The 26,195-nt window shown below is 62.8% G+C and carries 24 protein-coding genes and 1 pseudogene; 16 read left to right on the top strand and 9 right to left on the bottom strand.

Annotation, left to right across the window (positions count from 1 at the left end; translation table 11 throughout):
* The first annotated feature begins 40 nt into the window (after positions 1-40).
* The 4 genes from AB3X94_RS18665 to AB3X94_RS18650 all read left to right on the top strand — a co-directional run bounded on the left by AB3X94_RS18665 (position 41) and on the right by AB3X94_RS18650 (position 4,158).
* On the top strand, positions 41-325 hold the full coding sequence (locus AB3X94_RS18665; protein WP_368612317.1) for a hypothetical protein: 285 nt from the start codon (positions 41-43) through the stop codon (positions 323-325).
* A complete protein-coding gene (locus tag AB3X94_RS18660) occupies positions 322-2,253 on the top strand; it encodes a response regulator (RefSeq protein WP_368612316.1) in 1,932 nt (643 codons plus the stop codon). The genes AB3X94_RS18665 and AB3X94_RS18660 overlap by 4 nt, the downstream gene beginning before the upstream one ends.
* 220 nt (positions 2,254-2,473) lie before the next feature.
* Positions 2,474-3,400 carry an ABC transporter ATP-binding protein gene (locus tag AB3X94_RS18655; RefSeq protein ID WP_018437181.1) on the top strand — a complete coding sequence of 309 codons (927 nt, stop codon included), beginning with the start codon at positions 2,474-2,476 and terminating at the stop codon, positions 3,398-3,400.
* Positions 3,397-4,158, top strand: a complete 762-nt coding sequence (locus AB3X94_RS18650; RefSeq protein WP_176107643.1) for an ABC transporter permease — start codon at positions 3,397-3,399, stop codon at positions 4,156-4,158. The genes AB3X94_RS18655 and AB3X94_RS18650 overlap by 4 nt, the downstream gene beginning before the upstream one ends.
* A gap of 82 nt (positions 4,159-4,240) precedes the next feature.
* Here the strand turns inward: AB3X94_RS18650 and AB3X94_RS18645 are convergent, their stop codons facing one another.
* On the bottom strand, positions 4,241-5,242 hold the full coding sequence (locus tag AB3X94_RS18645) for a LuxR family transcriptional regulator (RefSeq protein WP_176107644.1): 1,002 nt from the start codon (positions 5,240-5,242) through the stop codon (positions 4,241-4,243).
* A gap of 182 nt (positions 5,243-5,424) precedes the next feature.
* Between AB3X94_RS18645 and AB3X94_RS18640 the strand changes: the two genes are divergently transcribed.
* The 3 genes and pseudogenes from AB3X94_RS18640 (at position 5,425) to AB3X94_RS18630 (ending at position 8,186) form a co-directional block, all read left to right on the top strand.
* Positions 5,425-6,336, top strand: a complete 912-nt coding sequence (locus tag AB3X94_RS18640; protein WP_368612315.1) for a helix-turn-helix domain-containing protein — start codon at positions 5,425-5,427, stop codon at positions 6,334-6,336.
* 279 nt (positions 6,337-6,615) lie between these two features.
* Positions 6,616-7,030: pseudogene (locus tag AB3X94_RS18635) on the top strand (DUF3830 family protein).
* Between the two features lie 121 nt (positions 7,031-7,151).
* A complete protein-coding gene (locus tag AB3X94_RS18630; RefSeq protein WP_368612314.1) occupies positions 7,152-8,186 on the top strand; it encodes an SGNH/GDSL hydrolase family protein in 1,035 nt (344 codons plus the stop codon).
* A 75-nt stretch (positions 8,187-8,261) separates the two neighbouring features.
* Here the strand turns inward: AB3X94_RS18630 and AB3X94_RS18625 are convergent, their stop codons facing one another.
* The 3 genes from AB3X94_RS18625 to shiA form a co-directional block, all read right to left on the bottom strand.
* The gene (locus AB3X94_RS18625; protein WP_176107648.1) at positions 8,262-8,390 is read right to left on the bottom strand and encodes an oxalate:formate antiporter; all 129 of its coding nucleotides are present in this window, start codon (positions 8,388-8,390) and stop codon (positions 8,262-8,264) included.
* 10 nt (positions 8,391-8,400) lie between these two features.
* Positions 8,401-9,804 carry an OFA family MFS transporter gene (locus AB3X94_RS18620; protein ID WP_176107649.1) on the bottom strand — a complete coding sequence of 468 codons (1,404 nt, stop codon included), beginning with the start codon at positions 9,802-9,804 and terminating at the stop codon, positions 8,401-8,403.
* A 414-nt stretch (positions 9,805-10,218) separates the two neighbouring features.
* Positions 10,219-11,538, bottom strand: coding sequence for a shikimate transporter (gene shiA / locus AB3X94_RS18615; protein ID WP_368612313.1), 1,320 nt, complete (start codon positions 11,536-11,538; stop codon positions 10,219-10,221).
* A 367-nt stretch (positions 11,539-11,905) separates the two neighbouring features.
* Between shiA and AB3X94_RS18610 the strand changes: the two genes are divergently transcribed.
* The 6 genes from AB3X94_RS18610 to AB3X94_RS18585 all read left to right on the top strand — a co-directional run bounded on the left by AB3X94_RS18610 (position 11,906) and on the right by AB3X94_RS18585 (position 18,018).
* Complete coding sequence (locus AB3X94_RS18610; protein ID WP_176107651.1) at positions 11,906-12,124, top strand: hypothetical protein; 219 nt, start codon at positions 11,906-11,908, stop codon at positions 12,122-12,124.
* The gene (locus AB3X94_RS18605; RefSeq protein WP_013091210.1) at positions 12,102-12,821 is read left to right on the top strand and encodes a GntR family transcriptional regulator; all 720 of its coding nucleotides are present in this window, start codon (positions 12,102-12,104) and stop codon (positions 12,819-12,821) included. The genes AB3X94_RS18610 and AB3X94_RS18605 overlap by 23 nt, the downstream gene beginning before the upstream one ends.
* Positions 12,822-13,257: 436 nt before the next feature.
* Positions 13,258-15,021: a thiamine pyrophosphate-binding protein gene (locus tag AB3X94_RS18600; protein ID WP_368612312.1), complete on the top strand. Its 1,764-nt coding sequence runs from the start codon at positions 13,258-13,260 to the stop codon at positions 15,019-15,021.
* A gap of 24 nt (positions 15,022-15,045) precedes the next feature.
* Positions 15,046-16,293: a formyl-CoA transferase gene (gene frc, locus AB3X94_RS18595; RefSeq protein ID WP_176107653.1), complete on the top strand. Its 1,248-nt coding sequence runs from the start codon at positions 15,046-15,048 to the stop codon at positions 16,291-16,293.
* Between the two features lie 9 nt (positions 16,294-16,302).
* Positions 16,303-17,118, top strand: coding sequence for a fumarylacetoacetate hydrolase family protein (locus AB3X94_RS18590; protein ID WP_368612311.1), 816 nt, complete (start codon positions 16,303-16,305; stop codon positions 17,116-17,118).
* A gap of 54 nt (positions 17,119-17,172) precedes the next feature.
* The gene (locus AB3X94_RS18585; protein WP_368612310.1) at positions 17,173-18,018 is read left to right on the top strand and encodes an NAD(P)(+) transhydrogenase (Re/Si-specific) subunit beta; all 846 of its coding nucleotides are present in this window, start codon (positions 17,173-17,175) and stop codon (positions 18,016-18,018) included.
* A 90-nt stretch (positions 18,019-18,108) separates the two neighbouring features.
* Here AB3X94_RS18585 and AB3X94_RS18580 read toward each other — a convergent pair whose 3' ends face one another.
* A complete protein-coding gene (locus AB3X94_RS18580; protein ID WP_176107656.1) occupies positions 18,109-18,429 on the bottom strand; it encodes a hypothetical protein in 321 nt (106 codons plus the stop codon).
* 96 nt (positions 18,430-18,525) lie between these two features.
* A complete protein-coding gene (locus AB3X94_RS18575) occupies positions 18,526-19,473 on the bottom strand; it encodes a LysR family transcriptional regulator (protein ID WP_176107657.1) in 948 nt (315 codons plus the stop codon).
* A 376-nt stretch (positions 19,474-19,849) separates the two neighbouring features.
* On the opposite strand from AB3X94_RS18575, the gene oxlT reads away from it, so the two are divergent.
* From oxlT to AB3X94_RS18560, 3 genes are read left to right on the top strand one after another with little or no spacing between them, the layout of a single operon-like run.
* Positions 19,850-21,199, top strand: a complete 1,350-nt coding sequence (oxlT, locus tag AB3X94_RS18570; RefSeq protein ID WP_176107658.1) for an oxalate/formate MFS antiporter — start codon at positions 19,850-19,852, stop codon at positions 21,197-21,199.
* Positions 21,200-21,229: 30 nt separating this feature from the next.
* Positions 21,230-22,234 carry a LysR family transcriptional regulator gene (locus AB3X94_RS18565; RefSeq protein ID WP_368612309.1) on the top strand — a complete coding sequence of 335 codons (1,005 nt, stop codon included), beginning with the start codon at positions 21,230-21,232 and terminating at the stop codon, positions 22,232-22,234.
* Positions 22,203-23,654 (top strand): aldehyde dehydrogenase family protein, encoded by a 1,452-nt coding sequence (locus AB3X94_RS18560; protein WP_176107660.1) that lies wholly within the window; start codon positions 22,203-22,205, stop codon positions 23,652-23,654. The genes AB3X94_RS18565 and AB3X94_RS18560 overlap by 32 nt, the downstream gene beginning before the upstream one ends.
* Before the next feature lie 77 nt (positions 23,655-23,731).
* On the opposite strand, the gene AB3X94_RS18555 is transcribed toward AB3X94_RS18560, so the two are convergent.
* The 3 genes from AB3X94_RS18555 to AB3X94_RS18545 form a co-directional block, all read right to left on the bottom strand.
* On the bottom strand, positions 23,732-24,709 hold the full coding sequence (locus AB3X94_RS18555; RefSeq protein ID WP_368612308.1) for a 2-dehydropantoate 2-reductase: 978 nt from the start codon (positions 24,707-24,709) through the stop codon (positions 23,732-23,734).
* 156 nt (positions 24,710-24,865) lie between these two features.
* Positions 24,866-25,486 (bottom strand): LysE family translocator, encoded by a 621-nt coding sequence (locus AB3X94_RS18550; protein ID WP_368612307.1) that lies wholly within the window; start codon positions 25,484-25,486, stop codon positions 24,866-24,868.
* Between the two features lie 108 nt (positions 25,487-25,594).
* Positions 25,595-26,176, bottom strand: coding sequence for a hypothetical protein (locus AB3X94_RS18545; protein ID WP_176120709.1), 582 nt, complete (start codon positions 26,174-26,176; stop codon positions 25,595-25,597).
* Positions 26,177-26,195 lie beyond the last annotated feature (19 nt).

The raw sequence follows: 26,195 nt of genomic DNA, 5'->3' as shown, positions 1-26,195 counted from the left end.
GTGAACCTCGCAAGGGGTGTGCCTCGGGGTTCATCGGCCGATGATCGACGAGAGCGCCGCGATGGCGCGCGTGCTCGACGCTGAAGCGGTGAGCCCGGCGAGCGAACTCGCGCGCGACACGCTGACGTATGGCCGCGGCGGCGACGTCTACTCCTGCACGGTGCAACGCAAAGGCCGCATCGGTCCGCGGCTCGCCTTCATCGAACAAGGTCCGGGAATTGCTGATCTTCAGGAGGCGTTGACCGACGGTTTCACGAGCCGCAACGGATTGGGCGTGGGTCTGGGCGGCGCGCGGGCATTCTCCTACGGACACGCCTTTTCATGACCGATGCGAACGCGAATCTGATCCTCAACGTCGACGATAACGAAGGCGCTCGTTACGCGAAAACGCGCATCCTGTCGCGCGCGGGCTTCATCGTGATCGAGGCCGGCAACGGCGCGCAGGCGATCGAGCGCGCGCGCATTTCGCAGCCGGACCTCGTGCTGCTCGACGTCAATCTGCCCGATCTGAACGGCTTCGAAGTGTGCCGCCGCATCAAAGCCGCGCCCGAGACCTCGGGCGTGCTCGTGATCCACACGTCGGCGGCCGCGGTGCAGAGCATGGACCGGGTGCGCGGCCTCGAAGGCGGCGCGGACAGCTATTTGACCGAGCCGGTCGAGCCGGCCGAGCTGATCGCGCAGGTGCGCGCGCTGCTGCGCGTTCGCCGCGCGGAGGGCGCGTTGCGCGAGAGCGAAGAACGCTTCCGGCAGATGGCCGAGAACATCGACGACGTGTTCTGGATGCTCGACCCGTCGAGTGCGCAACTGCTGTATGTGAGCCCCGCGTATCGGCGTCTGTGGGGCGACGCGGCGCACGAGCCGACGCCGAGCGGGCGACACTGGGCCAACCACATTCATCCGCAGGACGAGGCCGCGGTCGAGGCCGCATATCGCGCGCTCGCGACCGGTGTCGCGTACGAGATCGAATACCGGATCGTGCGGCCCGACGGCGAGTCGCGCTGGGCCGTCGAGCGCGGCTTTCCGGTGCGCGACGCGCGCGGGCGCATCTACCGGCTCGCCGGCATCGTCAACGATATTTCGGATCGCAAGGCCAACGAGATGGCGTTGCGCGACGCCGATCGCCGCAAGGACGAGTTCCTCGCGATGCTCGCGCACGAGCTGCGCAATCCGCTCGCGCCGATCCGCAACGCGATCGAACTGCTCGACCCGAGCCGTGCGCCCTCGCAGCAAAGCTTCGAGGCGATGCGCGCGGTGATCGGGCGCCAGGTCAAGCATCTGAGCCGGCTCGTCGACGATCTGCTGGACGTCGCGCGCATCAGGCAGGGCAAGATTACGCTGCGCCACGAGATCGTCGAGCTGGCCGCCGCGCTCGAAGCCGCGATCGAAACCGTGCGGCCCGCGTTGAATCGCAAGGGCCATACGCTCACCACCGATCTGCCCGGCGAGCCGCTGTTCGTCGTCGGCGACGGCGTGCGGATCGCGCAGGTGCTCGGCAATGTCCTGTCGAATGCGGCGAAGTACACGCCGCAGCGCGGCGACATCCGCATCGAAGTCCGCGAAGCGGGCGATGACGTGCTGATCAGCGTACGCGACAACGGCGTGGGCATCGGCGCCGAAACGATCCCGCATATTTTCGATCTGTTCGTGCAATCGGAAATCTCGATCGAACGCTCCGAAGGCGGCCTCGGCATCGGCCTGCCGCTCGCGCGTACGCTGGTCGAGTTGCACGGCGGCGGGATCGAGGCGTTTTCGGCGGGACTGGGGCGCGGTAGCGAGTTCGTCGTGCGTTTGCCGCTGACGCGGCTTGCCGACGCCGAGCAAGCGTCGACGGCGGCGCCCCAAGCCGTGCCGAATCACGGCGGCCAGGCGCTGCGCGTGCTGCTCGTCGACGACAGCGTCGATGCGGCGCTCGCGTTGTCGCTGGTGCTGCAGGCGGACGGGTACGAGGTGCGCGTCGGGCACGAGGCCAACACCGCGCTCGAACTGGCCGCGCACTTCCAGCCGCAGATCGTGCTGCTCGACCTCGGCCTACCCGGCATGGATGGCTTCGAGCTCGCGCAGGAGATGCGCCGCCGTCCGGTCACCGTCGACGCGCTGCTGATCGCAGTGACCGGCTATGGCCAGGCCACCGACCGGCAGCGCTCGCGCGAGGCCGGCTTCGATCATCATCTGGTGAAGCCGGTGTCTGTCGAGGAAATCCATAACGTGATCGCAAGCCGCTTTCCGGGCGCGCACCACAGCGCGTCGGCGTAAAAGGCTGCCGGCGCGCGTCGCGCGCGCCCGGATGGCCGCGCCGGGCCTCGGTCTGCATCCGAACCCATCAGTAAGCCGAACTATCTCGCGCCGCGGCGAATCCGCGGCCGCGTGGTTCCGTGCTCTGCAGGCTTTCGCACTTTCCATTACATTGCGGATGCGGCGCGTCCGTTCACGCCGGTTTCCCTCATTCAACAGCGGTGTCGCCATTATCGAGTCCATGCAGCCTATCGTTTCGGTCACGAATCTGTCGAAAACCTATGCCAGCGGTTTTCGGGCACTGAAGAACATCAATCTGGCAATCCACCGTGGAGAAATCTTTGCGCTGCTCGGGCCGAACGGCGCGGGCAAGACCACGCTGATCAGCATCGTCTGCGGTATCGTCAACGCGAGCGAAGGCAGCGTGACGGTGGACGGTCACGACATCGGCGCCAACTATCGCGCGGCCCGCTCGCTGATCGGCCTCGTGCCGCAGGAGCTGACCACCGACGCGTTCGAAACCGTCTGGGCCACCGTGTCGTTCAGCCGCGGCCTGTTCGGCAAGCCGAAGAACCCCGCTTACATCGAGAAAGTGCTGCGCGACCTGTCGCTCTGGGAGAAGCGCAACAACAAGATCATCACGCTGTCGGGCGGCATGAAGCGGCGTGTGCTGATCGCCAAGGCGCTGTCGCACGAGCCGCGCGTGCTGTTCCTCGACGAACCGACCGCCGGCGTCGACGTCGAGCTGCGGCGCGACATGTGGAAGCTCGTGCGCTCGCTCGCGGCGAGCGGCGTGACGATCATCCTGACCACGCATTACATCGACGAAGCCGAAGAGATGGCCGATCGCATCGGCGTGATCAATGCGGGCGAGATCATGCTGGTCGAAGAGAAGACCGAGCTGATGCGCAAGCTCGGCACCAAGCAGTTGACGCTGCAACTGGAGTACCCGCTCGACGATGTGCCGGCTGCGCTCGCCGGCTATGGGCTGGCGGTCGCGAACGGCGGCAACGAGCTGATCTATACCTATGAAGGCGAGGGCGGCCGCACCGACATCATCGCGCTGCTGAAGTCGCTCGACGATGCCGGCATCCGCTTCAAGGACCTGCACACCACGCAGAGTTCGCTCGAAGACATTTTCGTCAGTCTGCTGCGGGGGAACCCATGAACATCTACGCAATGCGCGCGATCTACAAGTTCGAAATGGCGCGCACGTGGCGCACGCTGATGCAAAGCATCATCGCGCCGGTCATTTCCACTTCGCTGTACTTCGTCGTGTTCGGCTCGGCGATCGGGTCGCGCATCAAGGAAGTGGAGGGCATCAGCTATGGCGCGTTCATCGTGCCGGGGCTGATCATGCTGTCGCTGCTGTCGCAAAGCATCGCGAACGCGTCGTTCGGGATTTACTTTCCACGTTTCACCGGCACGATCTACGAGCTGCTGTCGGCGCCCGTATCGTATCTGGAGATCGTCGTCAGCTATGTGGGCGCGGCGGCCACCAAGTCGATCCTGCTCGGACTCATCATTCTCGCGACCGCCGCGCTGTTCGTGCCGTTGCAGATCATGCATCCGTTCTGGATGGTGCTGTTTCTGGTTCTGACGGCGGTCACGTTCAGTCTGCTCGGCTTCATCATCGGCATCTGGGCGGACAGCTTCGAGAAGCTGCAACTGGTGCCGCTGTTGATCGTCACGCCGCTCACGTTCTTAGGCGGCGCCTTTTATTCGGTGGACATGCTGCCGCCGTTCTGGCATGCCGTCACGCTGTTCAATCCGATCGTCTATCTGGTCAGCGGGTTTCGCTGGAGTTTCTTCGAGTTGGGCGACGTCGGCGTCGGCCTGAGTCTCGGCATGACGCTGCTGTTTCTCGCGGTGTTCCTCGTGATCGTCGGCTGGATCTTCAGGACCGGCTATCGGTTGAAAAGTTGATAGAAATGCGACACTGAAATGAGGAGAGGGCGTGACGGCGAAAAGCCGTCGCGCCCTCTTCATCGATACGCGGTGACGCCAACTACGACAGATACGCCTGCGCGACATTGATCAACTGCACGCGGTTGCGCACGTTGAACAACTGCCGCAAGCGCCGCAGATGATAGTCGACGTTATGCGGCGACAGGCCGAGGAAATACGCGATCTCCTTGTCCCGCTGCCCCTGCACGACCGCCTTCAGCACCGCATGCTGCAGCTTGCTCAGCGCGATGCGCTGCTGCTGCGCGGGCGCGATGCCGATCACGCTTTTCGCGTGCGTCCAGATGAACTCGTGAATCGAGTGCGCGAACATCAGCGTTTCCGCGACGATCGATTCGGTCATCCAGCGCGGGTTGCCGATCGCCGAGTTGAAGCACAGGCTCGCGCTCAGCTCCGGCTCCGGCAGCGGCATCTGCGTGAGAATGCCGCTCTTGCGCCCGGCCGCTTCCAGCATGTCGATCAAAGCGCCGAGCCGCTCGCTGCGCAACTGCGCGCGCGGCAGATCGGCGCGCAGATCGGCGGTATTCCACAGAAACGGCATGCCGGTCGGCGACGCGTGCGCGACGCGCGGATCGAGCTCGAAATAGCGCTCGCGGAAATAGCGCGTGAGCCATGCCTGCGACTCGTAACTCGTCAATACGAACATCGTCTTGTGATGCGACGACGTGCGCGTGGCGGTATAGCTGAACGAGTCGAAGCCCAGCTGCCTGATGCGCTGACGCACGAACTCCATGCGGTCCTGCGCGCTGCCGAACCGTCCGAGCGGACTGATCAGCGGCGCGGCGCGGCGCGCCGCGGGCGACGGCGTGCCGATCTCCTCCTCGGTAAACAGAGTCAGAAAGCCACTGCGCCCCGCGCCATTCACGGTACGGGGAGACATCTTCACTGTTTCAGCCGCGTGGGCTGATTTCGCGGCGTGCCGCGCGCCGGCCGGGTAAGCCGGTTGGGCGGATGCCGCTCTCGGGTGTGCTGCCGACGCGTGCCCGGCTTCGCCTTGCGGCGAGCCGTTCAGCCATTGCGGCAGCGTATCGCATTCATGTTCCATGAAACGGTAGCTCCGGCGTTCTAAACGCGTGAAATTCGACAACCTCAATGATTAGCGATTTCGTGAAATGTCGGTAGCCGGTTCCTTGCTATCATTTTTGTGATCTTGCGCTGACAGTGGACCGGCAATACGGGTACGGCGGCGCTTCTCCTTCCATACGGCACCTCCTTCGAAGGGATGTGATGGCACGAATTCCCAAGCTCACGACGACGCTCGCCTACGACCGCTATATGGCCGGCCAGCGGCTCGTGTCGAGCGTGGATCGCGAGTGGCGGCATCTGGTGCTGCGCTCGTATCTCGAACCGGTGCGGCAAGACCTGCTCGAAGCGCCCGGTTTGCGCGACTTCACGCTGATGACGCTCGCGAGCGGCGCCGAGCATCTCGAACGCAACCTCGGCGGAACTTGGGAAAGCGCCGATATGCGCGTGAACGACCTGTGGTTCGTGCCGCCCACGCCGATCTCGTGGCGCTGGCATTCGATCAGCGACGAGCCGTTGTCTACCTTGCACGTGCACATCGAGCGCGCTTTGATCGACAGCGTCGCGCAACAGATGGGGCTCGACGCGTCGCGTGAACTGTCGCTCGGCGACGCGATGCGCTTCAACGATCCGCTGATCGCCGCGATGCTTGCCGCACTGCATCGCGCCGCCCGCGATCCCGCCGATTCGCGTCTGTATGTCGATACGCTGGTTCACGCGCTCGCCGCGCACCTGTTGCAGCACTATTCGAGCGGCAACGGCGCGCGCCGCGGCAGCGCGACGAGGCCCGAACGGCTGGTGCCGCGCCGCATCCGCCGGGTGACCGACTACATCCGCGCCAATCTCGCCGAAGATCTGGCAATCGCCGAACTGGCCGAGCAGGCCGGCCTAAGCAGTTTTCATTTTGCCCGGGTGTTTCGCCGCGAGACCGGGGAGACGCCACACCAGTTCGTCACGCGCTTACGGCTCGAGGAAGCGGCGAGGCTGCTGCGCGCCACGGATCGAACCGTGCTGCAAATCGCGCTCGAAATCGGCTTCGAGAATGCCGGTCACTTCTCCGTGCAATTCAAGCGTGGCTATGGCGCGACGCCGCTCGCCTACCGGCTGCGCGGTTGAGATGGACGAGCCGCAACGGCTTGTTTTTTCTCCAGTCGGAATCACGCACCTGCGCAGTGTGCGTTGCATTGCGCGGCTTGCAAACTACGAACATTCGTGGCTGCGCGCACTGCAAACTGGCATCGCACGTCGCGCAAGGCTTTGCGGCTCGGCCCGCCACCTGCGATCGGATCTGGTCTAACTGGACTGACCGCGATGCGGACAAGTGTACCTGTCGAAACCTTGCATCGGACGACAGAATCGAAGCGCCTTTCAATTTCATACACCGGATAACGCGCCATGACCCGACTCAAGATGACCGCCTGCGGCCACACCTTCATCGCCGAAACGCATCCCGATGCGCCGCAGACCGTGGCCGCGTTCCTGAAGCTGCTGCCGTACCGGCAAAAGCTGATCCACGTGCGCTGGAGCGGCGAGGGCTGCTGGGTGCCGCTCGGCGAATTCAAGCTCGAGAACGACGGGGTCGCGGAATCACACGAGCCATCCGTCGGTCGGCGACATCCTGTTCTATCCGGGCGGCTATAGCGAGACCGAGATCATCCTTGCCTATGGCTCGTGCTGCTTCGCGAGCAAGATGGGGCAACTCGCGGGCAATCATTTTCTGACGATCGTCGAAGGCCGGGAGAAACTGCGCGAACTCGGCACGAAGGTGCTGTGGGAGGGTGCGCAGGAGGTGGTGTTCGAGATGCTTTGAGCGGGCCGCACTTCCTTGCTGGGCATACGCGATGCTTGGTTGAAGAGCCGCGTGCGGTCGGGTACCGGCCGCGCACGCCAGGCACGCGGCACCGTCTGGCCCGCCTGGCGAGGAGGAGCAAATGCGAGGCATAAATGACAAGGTCCGCGCTGTAGTTTTTGCCATGTCGGTCGTGCTGCTGTCGGCTTGCGGCGGGGGCGGCAGCGGCAGCGGCGGCTCGAGTAACGGCGGCGGCACGGCGACCGAGCCGGCCGGCGGCGTCAAACTGCAGGTGGTGTCGTTCGGCGACAGCCTGTCGGACGTCGGGACCTATGCGCCGCTCGCGAGTGCGGTGGGCGGCGGGCGTTTCACCACCAACCCCGGCCAGGTATGGGCCCAGAACGTCGCGCAATACTACGGCGATACGCTGAGCGCCGCGTTCACGATCGATCTCACGCACAGGCTGAGTGCGCAGAGCGGCCTCGGTTATGCGGAAGGCGGCTCGACCGTGGCGACACCGGCGAACCAGTACGACTACCTGAGCGACGTCATCGGCAACATCGAAATGCCGGTCAATCAGCAACTGTCGAGCTATCTGGGCGCTCACGGCAGCTTCAACGCCAATCAGCTGGTGCTCGTGTGGGCGGGCTCGAACGATGTGCTGCGCGCCGGCAACCTGCCCGCCGCTGCGCCGGTCGTGCAGGCGGCGGCCACCACGCTCGCCCAGCTCGTCGGGCAGATCGTGCAGAACGGCGGCGTGCATGTGGTGGTGATCAATGTGCCGAATATCGGGCTGTCGCCGAAGGGGCTCGCTTCGGCCGATGGTGGCGCGAACCTCACGCAGTTGTCGCAGCTATTCAACGCTACGCTCAATAGCGCGCTGCAAACCGATGGGCTGCAATCGAAGGTGATCGAGATCGATTCGTACACGTGGACGAATCAGGTGATCGGAAGCTTTCAGGCGAACGGTTTTACCGTGTCGAATACGGGGCAGGCCTGCGATCCGAAGAAAACGCCCGATGACACCTCGCTGCTATGCTCGCCGGCGACCTATGTGAGCGCCAACGCGGATCGGACTTACATGTTCGCCGATGATCTGCATCCGACCACGCATATGCATGCATTGTTTGCGCAGTTCGTCGAGCAGCAGATCGCGCATAGCGGGTTGGGGCGGTGAGAGGTGCACCGCGGCGTGGCCTGTTTTCGGCACCCCGTCCTTCAACCAGGCCGGGGTGCGCGCCACATCACATCGTCACTTGAACAACTTCGTCGCCTGCGTCAGCGTATTGATGACTCCCCACGCAAGCGGCACCATCACATACAGCCAGAACACCGCGAGCATCACCTTGTTGGTCGGATGTACGGTTTGAACGGTCGACATACGGATCTCCTCACGCGCCCTTGGCGACTTGTGCATCGGTCATGTGGTGCTTCTCGTCCACACGCTTGACCAGCAGGTTGCAGATAAAGCCGATCACGAGCAGCACGGCCATGATGTGTACGGTCATCGTGTACGCGTCCGCTTTCGCTACGCCGTTCGCGACTTCATACGCGCGGATGTAGTTGACGAGCACCGGACCCGCAACGCCGGCCGCGGCCCACGCGGTCAACAGACGTCCATGAATGCCGCCGACGAACGTCGTGCCGAACATGTCGGCGAGATAGGCCGGCACCGTTGCGAAGCCGCCGCCGTACATCGACAGGATGATGCAGTACGTCAGCACGAACAGCGCGATCTGTCCGTTCGCGGCGAAGCTCGGTACGAGGTAGTAGAGCACCGCGCCGAGCGCGAAGAAGATGTAGTAGGTGTTCTTGCGGCCGATCCAGTCCGACGCCGACGCCCACACGAAACGCCCACCCATGTTGAACAGCGACAGGAGCCCGACGAAGCCGGCCGCCGCGGCAGCCGTCACCGTGTTCTTGAAGCTCTCCTGGATCATCACCGAGGCCTGGCCGAGAATGCCGATGCCAGCCGTCACGTTCAGGAACAGCACGAGCCAGATCAGATAGAACTGCGGTGTCTTCAGCGCCTGGTCGATATGCACGTGATTGCTCGTGATCAGCCGGTGCTGCGTCGCTGCGGGCGGTGTCCAGCCGGCCGGCTTCCAGTCCGCCGGCGGCACGCGGATCGCGAGCGCGCCGATCGTCATCGAGATGAAATAGACGATGCCGAGCACGATGAAGGTCTCCGCGACGCCGATGCTCGTCGCGCTTTGAAAGTGCTTCATCAGCGCGACCGACAACGGCGCCGCGATCATCGCGCCGCCGCCGAAGCCCATGATCGCCATGCCGGTCGCCATGCCGCGGCGGTCCGGAAACCAGCGGATCAGCGTCGACACCGGCGACACATAACCGAGCCCCAGCCCGATCCCGCCGATCACGCCGTAGCCGAGATACAGCAGCACGATCTGATGCAGGTACACGCCGAGCGCGGACACGAGGAAGCCGCCGCCGAAACAGCAAGCGGCCGTGAACATCGTGCGGCGCGGACCGACGTGTTCGAGCCATTTGCCGGCGAACGCCGCCGACAAACCGAGGAACACGATCGCGAGCGAAAAGATCCAGCCGAGCGCGGTCAGCGACCAGTCATCGGGCGCGGACTGCGTGATGCCGACCACCTTGGTCAGCGGTCCGTTGAAGACCGAGAACGCGTAGGCCTGGCCGATGCACAGATGCACGGCCAGAGCGGCGGGAGGCACCATCCAGCGCGAGAAACCGGGCTGCGCGATGGTGGCCTGTTTCGAAAAGAATGGGGCTGAACCTTGTTGGCTGCCCGGCTCGCTGATGCTACTCATAAGTGGGTCTCCTTACAGTTGTTCTGTTTATCGGCGTTTCGTGCAATTACCTGAGGCGGCGGAGTGTAACTTGCGCGGGCGGCCCCGTCATCGCTATATGTACTTTTATTTCATATGACCGGTCCAACACACCCGAAAATCATGCCTGGGTCGACAATAGGACGTGGACGATGGCTTCGCAATATGAAGCGCGCGGACATAAGGTGTGATCCTGGTCAAACGCGACGACTCTTCACGCGATTCTGCAAATCGTGGGACGCGCCGAACGGGTCGCCCCGAACTTTCGACTAGAGGCACTATGCAAAGTGCGCGACAAGCGAGCCGCGCAGGTCGCCCGGCACGAAAAAGAAACGGGCCGGCGCGGCTTCTTTGCCACGTCGGCCCGTCGTGTATCGGCGGCGAGTTTCGCCGGTATCAATCGACCCTGCGGCCGGTCTTCATGCGCGCTGCAACGAGTACCGAAATCAGACAGCCGATCGCCAGATATGCGGCCACTGGATGCCACGAGCCGCCCGCGAAGCTGACCAGCGCGACCGCGATGAACGGCGTGAAGCCGCCGCCGACCACGCTCGCCACCTGATAGCCGACACCCGCGCCGCTATAGCGGTACTCGGTGCCGAACAGCTCGGTGAACATCGGCTGCTGCACGCTGACGACCATATCGTGCGCGATGTTGGCAAGCATCACCGCGAACACGACGATCCATATGGTCGAGCGCGCTTCGAGCGCGAGGAAGAACGGCACCGCGCTGAACACGCCGACCAGCGCGCCGATCATATAGATGCGACGGCGCCCGAAGCGATCCGCGAGCCACGCGAAGCACGGAATCGTCACACAGCTGAGCGCGCCGACGACGAAGCCGATCGTCAGGAAGAATTCGCGCGGCATGTGCAGGTTCGTGGTCGAGTAGCTGAGCGCGAACGCGGTGACGATGTACATCGTGAACAGCTCGGCGAGCCGCAGCGCGATGATCAGCAGAAAGGCCTTCGGATGGCGCAGCAGCGCTTCGACGATCGGCAGGCGCACGCGGCGCTCGCCATGCTGGCCGACTTTCTCGACGAACTCCTGCGACTCCTCCATGCTCGAGCGGATCCACAACGCGATCAGCACCAGCACGACGCTGAACAGGAACGGCAGACGCCAGCCCCAGCTGAGGAACGCGGCGTTGTCCATCGAGCGGCTGATCAGCGCAACGAGACCCGTCGACAGCACGAGCCCGACGCCGTAGCCGACCTGCACGCCGCTGCTGTAGAAGGCCTTCTTTTTCTCGAGCGCGCTTTCGACGGCCATCAGCGCCGCGCCGCCCCATTCGCCGCCGACCGCGAAGCCCTGGATCGCGCGCAGCGTGACGAGCAGCACCGGCGCCAGCCAGCCGATCGTCGAAAACGCCGGCAGCAGACCGATCGCGGCTGTTGACAGACCCATCATCATCACGGTGAGCACCAGCATCCGCTTGCGTCCGAGCCGGTCGCCGTAGTGGCCGAACACGAAGCCGCCGAGCGGGCGGAACAGGAACCCGACGCCGAAGGTCGCGAACGCGGCGAGCGTGCCCATCGCCGGGCCGACGTTCGGGAAGAACTCGGCGTTGAACACGAGCGCGGCGACGATGCCGTACAGCAGGAAGTCGTACCAGTCGACCACGGCGCCGACAAAGCTGCCGAGCGCGGCCTTGCGAGCCTGATTGCGCGCTTTGCGGTGCGTGGCCACTGCGGCCTGCGGGTGGGTGGTGCTCATCGAGTCTCCTTCAACGTGACATGGGCTTGAGTCGATCGCGCCGCGCCGGGAGGGCATTCGATGCGATCGCTGCGCGGCAGGATGTCCGGAAGGTTAATGACGCGACCCGGAATCCACAATCCGCGCAATGGTAAAAATGCGCGATGATCGCACGCGGCTGCGCGAATAGCGCGCATTTTGCGTGTTTACACCAAGCGCCAAGGAGCCCATCGCGGGCAATGATGTGGGCGAGCCACGGAGCCTATGGCGTGCTAACGTGAGGCATCTTAAAAACAACAGTGTTGATATACTACATACCGAATATTGAAAAATGCGGCGTTGCAGCATATGATTGAGGAATCATCTTTCTCAATCTTCGGAGTTGCACGTGGAATTCGTACCTCTCGCGCTGTTCGCCGTCGCTGTCGCAGGGTTGGGCTGTGCCGCCACCGTTTTGCTGACCGACTGGATTCCCGACTCGATCGGAGCGCGTGCATCGCAGCATGGCCGCTTCGTGGGGCTCGGCGAGCAGCGCGGCAAAGCGGCGGCGCCGAATCGCGCGCGTGTTCAAGCAGAGGCGATGAATGTCGTCAGAACTTCCAACTGAAACAGTGGCCACCCCGTTGACCCTGTCGTTGCAGCCTATCGGCGCGAGCGCGAGCTTGCGCGATCAGGCCTATGCGATGCTGCGTCAGGCGATCGCCGACGCGGATATCTACCAGAATCGCGAAGAAATCCGTCTCGACGAGCGCGTGCTCAGCGAATCGCTCGGCGTGAGCCGCACGCCGGTGCGCGAGGCGATGACACTGCTCGAGCAGGAGGGCTTCCTGCGCATGGTGCCGCGGCGCGGCATCTACATCGTGCGCAAGAGCAAGCGCGAAATCGTCGAGATGATCCAGATGTGGGCCGCGCTCGAAAGCATGGCCGCGCGCCTTGCCACGCTGCATGCGACCGACGAGGAAATCGGCCGCCTGCGTCATATGTTCGACAATTTCCGCGACACGACGCCGGCCGAGCATATCGCCGAGTATTCGGACGCGAACATCGCGTTTCACCAGGCGATCGTCGAGTTGTCGAAGTCGCAGATCATTCTCGACACCATCAAAAACATCTTCATCCACGTGCGCGCGATCCGGCGCATGACCATCTCGCAGAGCGACCGGGCCGCGCGCTCGATCGTCGATCATCTGCGCATCATCGAGGCGCTGGAGAAGCGTGATACCGAACTGGCCGAGCGGCTCACGCGTCAGCATTCGCTCGATCTCGCGGCGTTCGTCGAAGCAAATTGCGATTTTCTCGATTGATGGCGGCGTAGACGCCTGATTGCCTGCCGATTTGGAAAAGCCCGCGGTGTGCAAGCACCGCGGGCTTTTTCGCGCGCGCTTCGCGCGAGCGGTGGCACCTGCACGGAAGGCTACCGCCCGCTGCGGGATAAACCGTGCTTGACGGTCTTAAAAATATGGTATGTGATATATCAACAGCGACAGCCGCCATTCGCGACTCGGTGTTTTCCCTTGAAACAAACGCTGCAAAGCCTTGCAGATTCAGCGCAAAGCGACGGCTGGCAAGCTTGAGCAGCACGAACCTCGCGCCGTTTCTGTCTCGAAATTTGGCTTGAACCAATGTGATATATCACATACGGTATCTTCGAAGCCGTGAGACGTCGGTGCAGCCGGACGTATATCGAAGCGGACGCGTCCGTCGATAACCGTTGCACATCCGATAGATGAGGAGATGACCATGTCTGCAGTTGTTTCATCCCTGAGTCCGGCCACGGCCACCACGACCGCCGACGACACGCTCAAGCAAAAGACCCGCGACGCGGGCATCGTGTCGGGCGGCCATCTGGTTGCGAAGGCGCTGAAAAACGAGGGGATCGACACGATCTTCACGCTGTGCGGCGGCCACATCATCGATATCTACGACGGCTGCGTCGACGAAGGCATCCGCATCATCGACGTGCGCCACGAGCAGGTCGCCGCGCACGCGGCCGACGGCTACGCGCGCCAGACCGGCAAGCTCGGCTGCGTGGTGACCACCGCCGGCCCCGGCTGCACGAACGCGGTGACCGGCATCGCCACCGCGTTCCGCTCGGAAAGCCCGATCCTGCACATCGGCGGGCAGGGCGCGCTGACCCAGCACAAGATGGGTTCGCTGCAAGACCTGCCACACGTCGACATCATGGCGCCGATCACGAAGTTCGCCGCGAGCGTATCGAGCACCGAGCGCGTCGCCGACATGATCTCGATGGCCGCTCGCGAATGCTTCAACGGCGCGCCCGGTCCCGCCTACCTGGAAATTCCGCGCGACGTGCTCGACCGCGAAGTCGACGCGACGCGCGCGATCGTGCCGCGGCCGGGCCGCTATCGCGCGTCGACGAAATCGATCGGCGATCCGCGCGACATCGAAAAACTCGCCGATATCCTCGTCAACGCCGAACGCCCCGCGATCCTGTACGGTCAGCAGGTGTGGACCGCGCGCGGTCACGAGGAAGCGATCGCGCTGCTGCGCGGCATCGAGATTCCCGGCTACTTCAACGGCGCGAGCCGCGGACTGCTGCCGCCCGGCGATCCGCATCACTTCGATCGCACGCGTTCGCAGGCGTTTGCGAATGCCGACGTGCTGATCGTGGTCGGCACGCCGTTCGATTTCCGCATGGGCTACGGCCGACGCATCAGCAAGGAATTGACGCTGGTGCAGATCGATATGGACTACCGAACCGTCGGCAAGAATCGCGATATCGATCTGGGCCTCGTCGGCGATCCGGGCGCGATTCTCGCTGCCGTGCTGCAAGCCGCGAGCGGTCGTATCAAGGACGACAGGCGTCAGGCGCGCCGCAAATGGATGGCGCAGTTGCGCGACGCCGAAGCGACCGCGACCGAAAAACTGCTGCCGCTGTTCCGCTCGAATAGCACGCCGATTCATCCGTATCGCGTCGCGTACGAACTCAACGAATTCCTGTCCGACGACACCATCTATATCGGCGACGGCGGCGACGTCGTGACGATCTCCGCGCAAGCGGTGCGGCCGCGCCGACCGGGGCAGTGGATGGACCCCGGCGCGCTCGGCTCGCTCGGCGTCGGCACCGGCTTCGCGCTCGCGGCGAAGCTCGCGCATCCGCACAAGGAAGTGCTCTGCTATTACGGCGACGGCTCGTTCGGCATGACCGCGTTCGACATGGAAACAGCGAATCGCTTCGGCGCGCCGTATCTCGCGGTGGTTGGCAACAACTCGGCGATGAACCAGATCCGCTACGGACAGCTTGCCAAGTACGGCGAGGAACGCGGCAACGTCGGCAATCTGCTCGGCGACGTGCCGTTCAGCAAATTCGCCGAAATGCTCGGCGGCTATGGCGAGGAAGTGCGCGATCCCGCGCAGATCGCGAGCGCGCTACAGCGTGCACGCGAAGCGATTCATCGCACCGGCCGCTCGGCGGTGGTCAACATCTGGGTCGACCCGCGTGAATACGCACCGGGCACGAAGAACCAGACCATGTACAAATAACCTTCATCGTTCAGGAGACACGACATGGCCAAGGCACTCGACGGTGTGCGCATCCTCGATTTCACGCATGTGCAATCGGGACCGACCTGCACGCAATTGCTCGCATGGTTCGGCGCGGACGTGATCAAGGTGGAACGGGCAGGCGCGGGCGACATCACGCGCGAGCAACTGCGTGATATTCCCGACGTGGATAGCCTCTACTTCACGATGCTCAATCACAACAAGCGCTCGGTCACGATCGACACCAAGCATCCGGAAGGCAAGCAGGTGCTCGAAGCGCTGATCCAGAAATGCGACGTACTGGTCGAAAACTTCGCACCGGGCGCACTCGACCGGATGGGCTTCACGTGGGAGCGGATTCAGGAATTGAATCCGCGCATGATCGTCGCATCGGTGAAGGGCTTCGGTCCCGGTCCTTACGAGGACTGCAAAGTCTATGAGAACGTCGCGCAATGCGCGGGCGGGGCGGCGTCGACCACCGGCTTCGACGACGGCCCGCCGGTCGTGACCGGCGCGCAGATCGGCGATAGCGGCACGGGGCTGCATCTCGCGCTCGGCATCGTCACCGCGCTCTATCAACGCACGCATACCGGACGCGGCCAACGCGTGCTCGCCGCGATGCAGGACGGCGTGCTCAATCTGTGCCGCGTCAAACTGCGCGATCAGCAGCGGCTCGATCGCACCGGCGTGATGAAAGAGTATCCGCAATATCCGAACGGCACGTTCGGCGACGCGGTGCCGCGCGCTGGCAATGCGTCGGGCGGCGGGCAGCCGGGCTGGATTCTGAAGTGCAAGGGGTGGGAGACGGACCCCAACGCATATATCTACTTCATCACGCAGGCGCCCGTGTGGGCGAAGATCTGCAACGTGATCGGCAAGGAAGAGTGGGCCACGGACCCCGACTACGCGACAGCGCCCGCGCGCCTGCCGCGGCTGAAGGAGATCTTCGCCGAAATCGAACGCTGGACGATGACGAAGACCAAGTTCGAGGCGATGCAGATCCTGAACAAATACGACATTCCGTGCGGGCCGATCCTGTCGATGAAGGAAATTGCCGAGGAGCCGTCGCTGCGCAAAACCGGCACGATCGTCGAAGTCGATCATCCGCAGCGCGGCAAGTATCTGACCGTCGGCAATCCGATCAAGCTGTCCGACAGCCCGACCGACGTCAAACGCTCGCCGCTGCTTGGCGAACATACCGATGAAGTGATGGCCGAGCTCGGTTATTCGGCCGAGCAGATCATGGCGCTGCGCACGGCTGGCGCGATCTAGGAGCGAGGCATGCAGACGTGGATGCGGTTCATGTCGGGCGACGGCGGCATCGTGTTCGGTCGTGTCGAAGGCGCCTACCTGCACGAGTACGAAAGTCTCGCGCGGCCGGTGCCGACCGGCGCGGTTCTGTCGCTGCGCGCACTGACGCCGCTGGCGCCGTGCGCGCCGGGCAAGATCGTCGCACTGTGGAATAACTATCACGCGCTCGCGGCGAAGCTCGACAAACCCGTGCCTACCCATCCGCTGTTTCTGATGAAGCCGGCGGCGTCGGTAATCGGCACGGGCGAGCCGATCCGCCGGCCGCGGCATTATGCGGGCAAGATCGTCTACGAGGGCGAGCTCGGTATCGTGATCGGCCAGCGTTGCCGCGATCTGGATGTGCAGCAGGCGGAGGCGGCGATTTTCGGCTTCACGCTCGTCAACGACGTCACCGCCGCCGATCTGCTCAACGAGAATCCGCATTTTCCGCAGTGGTGCCGCGCGAAAAGCTTCGATACGTTCTGTTGTCTGGGTCCGGCCATCGTCTCCGGTTTCGACTGGCGGGCCGCGCGCCTGCTGACGACGCTCGACGGCGTCGAGCGTCAGAACTATCCGCTCGCCGATATGGTCTTTTCGCCGGCCGAGCAGGTGAGTCTGATTTCACAGGATCTGACGCTCGAACCCGGCGACGTGATCGCGTGCGGCACTTCGGTGGGCGTGGGTTCGATCAAGGACGGTGCAACGGTGTCGATCACGATCGATGGGATCGGCACGCTGAGCAATACCTTGAGCGCGGCGCCGCGCGACGAGCCACGGCGCTCGGGCGATACCGCGAACGCCGGTTGACGAGGGCAGGGACCTCGGGCTCTTGCCTTTTCATCGCATCACGGAGGATCACGCATGCCGCAAGCCTGTGGGAGTGCCGTGTTGACGGACCTGTTGCTGCTGCTTGCGGTGGCCGTCGCGATGGCGTTGGTCACCGTGCTGACGGTGGCAGTGACCGCGCTCACGCGACAACAGTTCGGCGGGCGTTCGGCGCATCGGCACACATGCGTGCGCGAACGAGATCCGACACACAGGGCCCGGATGCTTGCATTGCTCGGCAGCGGCATTGGTTTGGCGGTCGCGTCGATAGGCTTGATGGGTTACCTATTGGCCGCGGCGCGCGAGAACACCGAACGCATCGAACTATTTTCAGCCGTATTGATCGGCGCGCTGATCTTCGCGACCTGTGCGATCGCGTTCTGCAAAATGCGCGGCGTATTGCAACGCGAGGCGGCCGCGCTGCCGGGCCATCACGTCGTCAATCTGTTTGCGCTGCTGTTATGCGGCTGGCTCGGTCACAGCTTCGTCACCGAACAGGCACAGCCATTCGGACTCGCGGCATTGCTCGCGACGGGCGCGCTGGCAATGGCGATGGGCGTGCATCTGATGCTGAGCCGCGAGTACTCGGCCGACCCCGCTCACGCGGCGCATCACGACGGTTGCGCACCGCGCATGCGTGCGGTCGCTGCGCGCAGCGAGGGCCTGGCGATCGGCAAGCCGGGCCTGCTCGCGAACCTCGAGTGGCATGGTGGAGAAGAGCAGACGTGGGCGCTTCGCGATGTCGCGCCGGCGATGATGCGCTTGAGCGCCTGGGCAGATCGTCGGAATGCGCGTGACGGTAGACGAAGCAATGGGCGCGAGCGCGACGGTTCACGCAAATGTACGCACAAGCGGCCGGTTCATTTCACTGCGCGCCGCTAATCGACGATGCAAACGCCCCTGACAAACCTGATTGCCAATCGCGAAGACGGCGGGCTGATGATCCCGCCACCCGAGTCTTGTTCAATGCTTCTAGTCACCAACTGCCGCGGCGAATTCGCTGTAGTACTGCGTCTTCCTGTGCAGAATGAGTTGCGCGAGAAAGTCGGCATCGTACGCGCGATGCAGATGGCTGTGATAGCGCTCGATATAAGCGGTGATTCGCGCCAACTCGCCATTGAACTCTTTCAGCATGTCGAGTGTCGCGCGGTCCCAGCGAAACCGCAGCCCGAGATCGCTGAACGCGGCATTGTAGGCGCTCAGATGCGCATCGTCGGGATGGTCCTGGTGATCCGCCGCCGCTGTGCGAGCGTTGCGCGTACTAATACGGGATTCAACCGGAGTGTGGTTCATGATCGGCCTCCTCGGCTCGCAAGTGAGAGAACTCGTTTGCAGCATAGAAGTCGCGATCGATTTGTAATAGTTAAAGTTTTATTGGCTTTCCATAGCTTAAGGCTTATGCACGCTCAGTTCCTTCACGCGCGTGATCTTTTCGATCAGATTGGCGCCTTCCTCCATCAGGAAGCGTTTGAAGGCAACGGCGACCGGCGGCAGACGTTTGTTCTTCCGATGCACGACGTACCAATTGAGCATGACCGGAAAGCTCTCGACGTCGAGCACGACCAGATGACCCAATTGCAATTCGAGGCTGATCGTATGGGCGGACAGAAACGCGATGCCCATTCCGGCAATGACCGCCTGCTTGATCGTCTCGGTGCTCTTGATCTCCATCGCGATCTTCAGATTGGACAGTCGGCCGGCAAAACCCTCTTCCATCGAATTCCATGTATCGGAGCCGCGTTCGCGCACGATGAACGCTTCGTTCGCGAGTTGACTGAAGCGGATATTGCGCTTGTGCGCAAGCGGATGAGTGGGCGCCGCGACGATCACGTACGGATGCGGCGCGAACGGTTCATTGGTCGCGTCGGTTTCGTGCGGCGGACGCACCATCACCGCGAGGTCGGTCTGATTGGTCGCCAGTTGATGCAGCAGTTCTTCGCGGTTGTGCACCGCGAGATTCAGATCGACACCCGAATAGCGACGCGTGAATTCGGCGAGAAGGCGCGGAAAGAAATAGTCGCCGGCGCTGATCACGGCGACATTCAGCTTGCCGCCGGAGACGCCCTTCAACTGGCTCATCGCTTCGTCGACTTCATGGAACTGCTGCATGATCGCGCGACTGTAGTGAAGCATTTCGGTGCCGGCCGGCGTCAGATAAATCTTTTTGCCGAGTTGCTCGAACAGAGGCAGCCCCGCATGTTCTTCGAGTTGCCGGACCTGGGTGGAAACGGCTGGCTGAGTCAGATGCAATTCTTCCGCGGCGCGCGAAAAACTCAGGTGGCGCGCCACCGTTTCAAAGACCTTCAGTTGCCGCAGAGTTGCATTGCGCATCGTCATGGTCGATGTATAAGGAAACGTGAATCGACATAATAACAAACTTTAATTATGAGTAATTCAGCGATGACCCTAGCATGAAACCCATAACAAGCCGAATAGCCACCGTAATACGCGGGTTAACGCATAGATATGTGGTGCGGCGGACTCAATAGCGGGGAATAAGCTGCAATGCTTACCGGCACGAAGCGTGGTTCTCGTCGGAATAAAGCAAGAACTATCATCGAAACGCGGGGTCGGGGGATTTGCGGAAAAGCATGAAAGCATCGACTTCGAGATTTCCCGAATAGCGAAGTTCTCGGGCCATAACGATAAGGCGGGACGCATCCAGCGCGGCGCGTAAGCCGGCTGCACTAAATAAATAGTGGAGACAAGGCTCATGGACAATATCACCCAGCAATCGACGACGGGTATGTCATGGCGTAACCGATGGTCGCAATTGGTCATCGGCATGATATGCATGGCGCTGGTGGCGAATCTGCAATATGCGTGGACGTTATTCGTGGCTCCGATGCATGCGCGGCATAACTGGAGCGAGGCGTCGATCCAGCTCGCGTTCTCGATCTTCATTCTGACCGAGACGTGGCTCGTGCCGTTCGAGGGCTGGCTCGTCGATCGATTCGGGCCGCGCCCGGTGGTGGCAGGCGGCGCGCTATGCGCGGGTTTGTCCTGGATTCTCAATTCGTATGCAACGACGCTCGGCATGTTGTATTTCGCCGCGGTGATTGGGGGCATAGGCGCGGGCGGCGTGTACGGAACATGTGTCGGCAATGCGCTCAAATGGTTTCCCGACCGGCGCGGTCTCGCCGCTGGTTTGACGGCCGCGGGCTTTGGCGCGGGTGCGGCGCTGACGGTGATTCCGATTGCAAACATGATTACGCGCCGCGGCTATGAAGAGACGTTCCTGTTCTTCGGCATCGTGCAAGGCGTCAGCATTCTGCTGCTCGCGATGCTCCTGACGCGGCCGATCTTGCGTCAGGCAGGGGTACGCAAGAGCCGCTTCGCGGTGTCGAAAGTCGATTTCACGTCGCGACAGATGATCAAAACGCCAGTGTTCTGGGTGATCTACGCGTCCTTCGTCGCGGTCGCGGCGGGTGGTTTGATGGCGACCGCGCAGATCGGCCCGATCGCGAAAGACTGGGGCATAGCGCGCATTCCGATGTCGGTCTTCGGCGCGACGTTGCCGCTGCTGACTCTCACGCTGTCGATCGACAATATCTTCAACGGCTTGACGCGTCCGCTGTGCGGCTTCATCTCCGACAAGATCGGCCGTGAAAACACGATGTTCGTGATCTTCATCGGCGAAGGGCTCGCATTGCTCGGCATGATGCAGTTCGGCAGCAATCCGTATGCGTTCATGGCCTTTGCCGCGTTGATCTTCCTGTTCTGGGGCGAGATCTTCTCGATCTTCCCGGCGACTTGCGCGGATACGTTCGGCAGCAAGTATGCGGCCGCCAATGCAGGCACGTTGTACACCGCGAAGGGTACGGCCTCGTTGCTGGTGCCGATCGCGTCGGTACTCGCCGCGACGGGCGGCTGGAACCTCGTCTTCATCGTTTCCGCCATCATCACGATCGCAGCGGGCATTTCCGCGAAGTTCATCCTCGAGCCGATGCGCACGCGCTGGATCGAATCGCACGATGAACCTCAGGGCGCGCTGGCCGTCGCGGGTCATGGCAATGGCAATGCGTCGAGAATGAGTCACTGGCCGGAACAGTCCGGCGAATAACGTGAGCGTCGCGCGCCCGGAACCGACGCCATGAATGTTTCGTTGCAGCAGCTCAAGGTATTCGTCGCGGTCGCGCGCGAGCGCAGTTTCACGCGCGCGGCGCGCGAGTTCGATCTGACGCAGTCGGCCATCAGCCGTTGTGTGCGTGAACTGGAAGACGCGGTTGAATTGAAGCTGTTCGATCGCACGACACGCCAGGTCGAACTGACGAATGCGGGTGCGAGTCTCGAGAGAAGAATCGGCCGGCTGCTCGACGAAATCGAATTGACGCTGCTCGAAGAGCGCGCTGCTTACGACGGACACACGGGCGTCGTGTTATTCGCGAGTAATCCGGTGTTGTCGTCGGGCTGGGTGCCGCGGGCTTTGGCGCAGTGCGCGTCGGTTTATCCCGAACTCGTCGTGTCGGTCAAGGATCAGCCTCAATGCAGCGTAATGTCCAGTGTCGAGCAGGGTGAAGTGGATTTCGGCGCGGTCTGCGTGACCGCACCCGTCGATAGTCCTCTCTTACATGCTCAGGTACTTTTCACTACGCCACTGCATGCGGTGCTTCCATCCATACATCCGCTAGCCCAGAACGACAGCATCGAATGGCACGCGTTGCGCGATTGTCCGCTGATCACGCTGAATGCCGATACCGGCGTGCGTGCCGCGCTCGAACCCGTACTCGCCGCGAACGAATTGAAGCGCCGGCCGATGCAGGAACTCGGACACGTCGCGGCGGTAGCGCGCATGGTCGAATTGGGACTGGGTGTCGGCATATTGCCTGTCGATGCGCATTGGCCTTCGCCGGGCGCTTCGTTGGTGAGTCGTCCGCTGGTTCCCGAAACGACATTGACGACGGTACTCATGCACCGCAGAAACCGCTCGCTTCGTCCCAATGCGGCTGCTGCGTGGGCGCAGTTCGTCGCATCGACGACGGGTCATGCGGAGGAAGTGCCTGCCGCGGCATTCGATCGATGCGCCGCCAGTCAGCCACATAACGTCCTACTCAAGGAGCTTCATGATGGATATCCAGTCCGACCTCAGGCAACATGATCTGTTGATCGACGGCAAGCGCATGCCGCCAGGCACCGGCGAATATTCCGTCGATATCAACCCCGCGACCGAAGATCCGATCGCGCTGGTCGCGCAAGGCAGCGCCGCCGACGTCGATGCCGCGGTGCGCGCGGCGCGCAGCGCTTTGAAGGTATGGAATTCGATTCGCGCCGCCGAACGCGGCCGGATCCTGCAACGGCTCGCGGGTCTGATGCGCGAGAACATGGAAGAACTCAGCGCGCTCGAAAGTCTCGACTGCGGCAAGCCGATTGCCGCGGTGATGCGTCAGGACGTGCCCGCCGCGATCGATACCGTCGAATACTACGCAGGCTGGTGCGACAAGATCAACGGCCAGGTGGTGCCGACGCGTCCCGATGCATTGACCTATACGCTGCGCGAACCGGTCGGCGTGGTCGCTGCAATCGTGCCGTGGAATTTTCCGCTGATGATCGGCATGTGGAAGATCGCGCCCGCGCTCGCATGCGGTTGCACGCTGATCGTCAAGCCTGCCGAGATCACGCCGCTCACCGCGTTGCGCATCGGCGAGCTGGCGCTCGAAGCGGGTGTGCCGCCGGGCGTGCTCAATATCGTCACCGGCAAGGGTAGTGTGGTGGGTGACGCGCTGGTGTCGCATCCCGGTATCGACAAGGTCACGTTCACCGGTTCGCCTTCGGTCGGACGAGGCATCCTGCAGGGCGCGGCGGGCAACTTCAAACGCGTGACGCTGGAGCTCGGCGGCAAGTCGGCCAACGTGATCTTTGCCGATGCGAATCTCGACAATGCGGTGCGCGCCGCGGCGTCGGGCGTGTTCTTCAATACGGGGCAAGTGTGCTCCGCTGGGTCGCGGATACTCGCGCATCGTGACGTGTATGACGAAGTGGTCGAGCGTCTGGCTACGCGCGCGAAGTCGATCAAGGTCGGCGATCCGTCGCTGCGCGAAACGTCGATGGGACCGCTGATTTCGGCCGCGCAGATGAAAACCGTGTTGAGCTATGTCGACACAGGTCGCTCGGAAGGCGCGTCGCTCGTGACGGGTGGCGCGCGCGTCGGCAATCGCGGCTTTTTCGTCGAGCCCACCGTGTTCGCGAATGTCGAGCACGAGATGCGCATTTCGCAGGAAGAAATCTTCGGGCCCGTGGCAAGCGTGATTCGGTTCGATGACGAAGCGGACGCGGTCCGCATCGCCAATGGCACATCGTATAGTCTCGCGGCCGGCGTATGGAGCGCTGACCTGAGCCGCGTGCATCGCGTGGCGCGCGACCTGAAGGCGGGCACGGTGTGGATCAATACTTACGGCTATACGGATGTGCGTTTGCCGTGGGGTGGTGCTGGCGATTCGGGCTTCGGTCGCGAGCATGGCGATGTCGCGATCGAGAACTTCACTGAACCGAAAGCGGTGTGGGTGGCGATCGATCAATAGCGGCGGATGTGAAAAAGGATCGGATGCATGGCATCCGATCCTTTCGGTCGTGGTGCAAAACGAAAAGGACTATCTGGTCAATCACCCTGTAAAGCCATCTTCTCGCGCAATTTGATCAGTGCGAGCACGACGTCGATAGTGGGTGTCGGTTCGGCAACGAGTCGGCCCATTTCCTGCACGACGGTCAGCAAAGGATCGATTTCCATCGGCCTGCGGTTCTCGAGATCGACGAGCGTCGACGTCTTGTGCGCACCGACCGCGCCCGCGCCATCAATACGCCTTTCCACGTCCACACGAAAGTGCACGCCGAACTGTTCCGCGATTCGCTTCGCTTCGAGCATCATCGTGCGTGAAACCGCCCGCGTGCCCGGATCGCTCGTGAGGACATCGAGCGTTGCATGCGTCAATGCGCTAATCGGGTTGAAGCACAGGTTGCCCCACAGCTTGAGCCAGATCTCGTCGCGAATGTTGTCGCGAATCGGCGCTTCGAAGCCGGCTGCCTGCATGATCTCGTGCAATTGCTGAATGCGCGGGGTGCGTTCGCCACTCGGTTCGCCGATCGGGAACTTCTTGCCGTACACGTGTTTGATCACCCCCGGTTCGACGATTTCCGCCGCCGGATAGAGTACGCAGCCAATCGCGCGCTCGGGGCCGAGCTTGGTCCACTGCGAACCGTCGGGGTCGACGCTCGCAAGGCGAGTACCGGCAAAGCGTCCGCCGTGCTGATAGAAGTACCAATACGGAATGCCGTTGACGCCGGTAACGATCGCTGTGTGCTTGCCGAGCAGTGGCTGCATCGAATCGACCACGCCGGGCAGCGAATGCGCCTTCAGCGTGACGATGACGACGTCCTGAACGCCGAGTTCGCTTGGGTCTGAAGTACAGCGCACCGGCGCGCTGAATGTTTCGCCATCCATGATGAGGCGCGCGCCGTGCTCACGCATGGCCGCCAGATGCGGGCCGCGCGCAATGAAGCTGACGTCCGCGCCGGCGCGCGCCAATTGCACGCCCATTAAACCGCCAATCGCTCCCGCTCCGAAGATGCAGATCTTCATGATGTCGCTCCGTGACGATGAAAAAGCCGTTCGCCCAATGCCGCATTGCACCACTTCGCGGCCGGTCACGGTTCGAGCATAAGGTGGAGCAACGAAAGCCGATAGTTAAAGTTTCTCCGTCGATGTATTAGCTATTCGTTATGAAAAGGCCTCACCTCAGGCACGCCGAACCAGCAGAAAACTCACGCCGATCGCAGCGAGAAAGCCGCCGCAGCAGCGATTGAACCAGCGGCGGATGTTCGTGCGCATCAGCCACTTGCCGAGATACATACCGGCCCACGAATACAGGGCGATCGCGACCCATTCGAGTACCAGGAAGCTCGCGCCGAGCGCGGCGAATTGCGGCAGTATCGGTTGCGCGACGTCGACGAATTGCGGCAGAAACGCGGTAAAAACCAGAATTGCCTTCGGATTGCCGGCCGCGACGAAGAACTCGTGCCGCGCAATGCGCGTGAGCGCGGCTTCCTGGGGTTGCGATGTATCGATGGCGGGGGCGTCGCTGCGCCACAGCTGGACCGCGAGCCAGATCAGATAAGCGGCGCCCGCGAGTTTGATCGTCAGAAAGATCCACTCGGACGCATGCAGCACGACGGCGAGACCGGTCGCGGCGAGCGCCAGCATCATCGCGAAGGCGAGCAGCCGGCCGCTGCCGCCGACGAATGCCTTGATGAAGCCATGCCGTGCGGCGACGTTGATCGAAAGCAGGTTATTGGGCCCGGGTGCGAGGTTGATGGCAAAGCAGGCGGGCAAGAAGAATAGCCAGGCGGTAAGGGACATGACGGCTGCATTCCGAACGGGAGATCATGATGCATCGCGCGGAGGATCGCGCGCGATGCGTTACCGGGATTGTAGCGAAACCGCGCCGCGCTTCCGCCGGCCGGGTGTTCAGTTCACCGCCTTGATAAAGCCAGGGTCGCCGATCAATGTATCGACGCTGAGCTTGACCGTGTCTTCGATCGCGATCGTGTTGCTGGTGAATTTCGGCGACTTCTGCTTCACGGTGCGCGTGGTCGTGTACATGACTTTCTGGGTCGCCGCATCGACGACCACGTAGTGCATCTTCAGCGTCCACAGCGCCGGCGAGCGCTTATCGTCCACCGTGAAGGCTTCGATGCTGCCGCTAAGCACGCGCTTGTTGTCGTCGATACGGAAACCGGCCACTCGCAGACTGTTCGCGACGCCATTGCGCACGACCAGGCTGACCTCGTCCTTCAAGACGAGCCCGGTCATCCCGGTGTTTTCGATGCGGTTCGGGGAGACATGACCGTCGCGCGCGGGCAGATACGCGAAGTCGCTTGCAGGGGCGACGCTGAGCGAGCCCGTGCCGTGGGTCTTCGGGTGCGTCGCGCTGGCGCTGCTGTTCAGGCCGAACCATGACCACGAGCACGCGGACAACAGCGTGGGCAGCAGCACGGCGCCGCAGCCCTTGAGCACGACGGATCTCAACGGCGAACGCGCAGCAGCCATGCGGGAGAAAGCGGCGGTC

It is taken from the genome of Paraburkholderia sp. BR10923, assembly GCF_040948765.1.
GTDB lineage: Bacteria > Pseudomonadota > Gammaproteobacteria > Burkholderiales > Burkholderiaceae > Paraburkholderia > Paraburkholderia youngii.
Note: the sequence above shows the minus strand (reverse complement) of the source record. Positions and strands in the feature narration are given on the sequence as shown.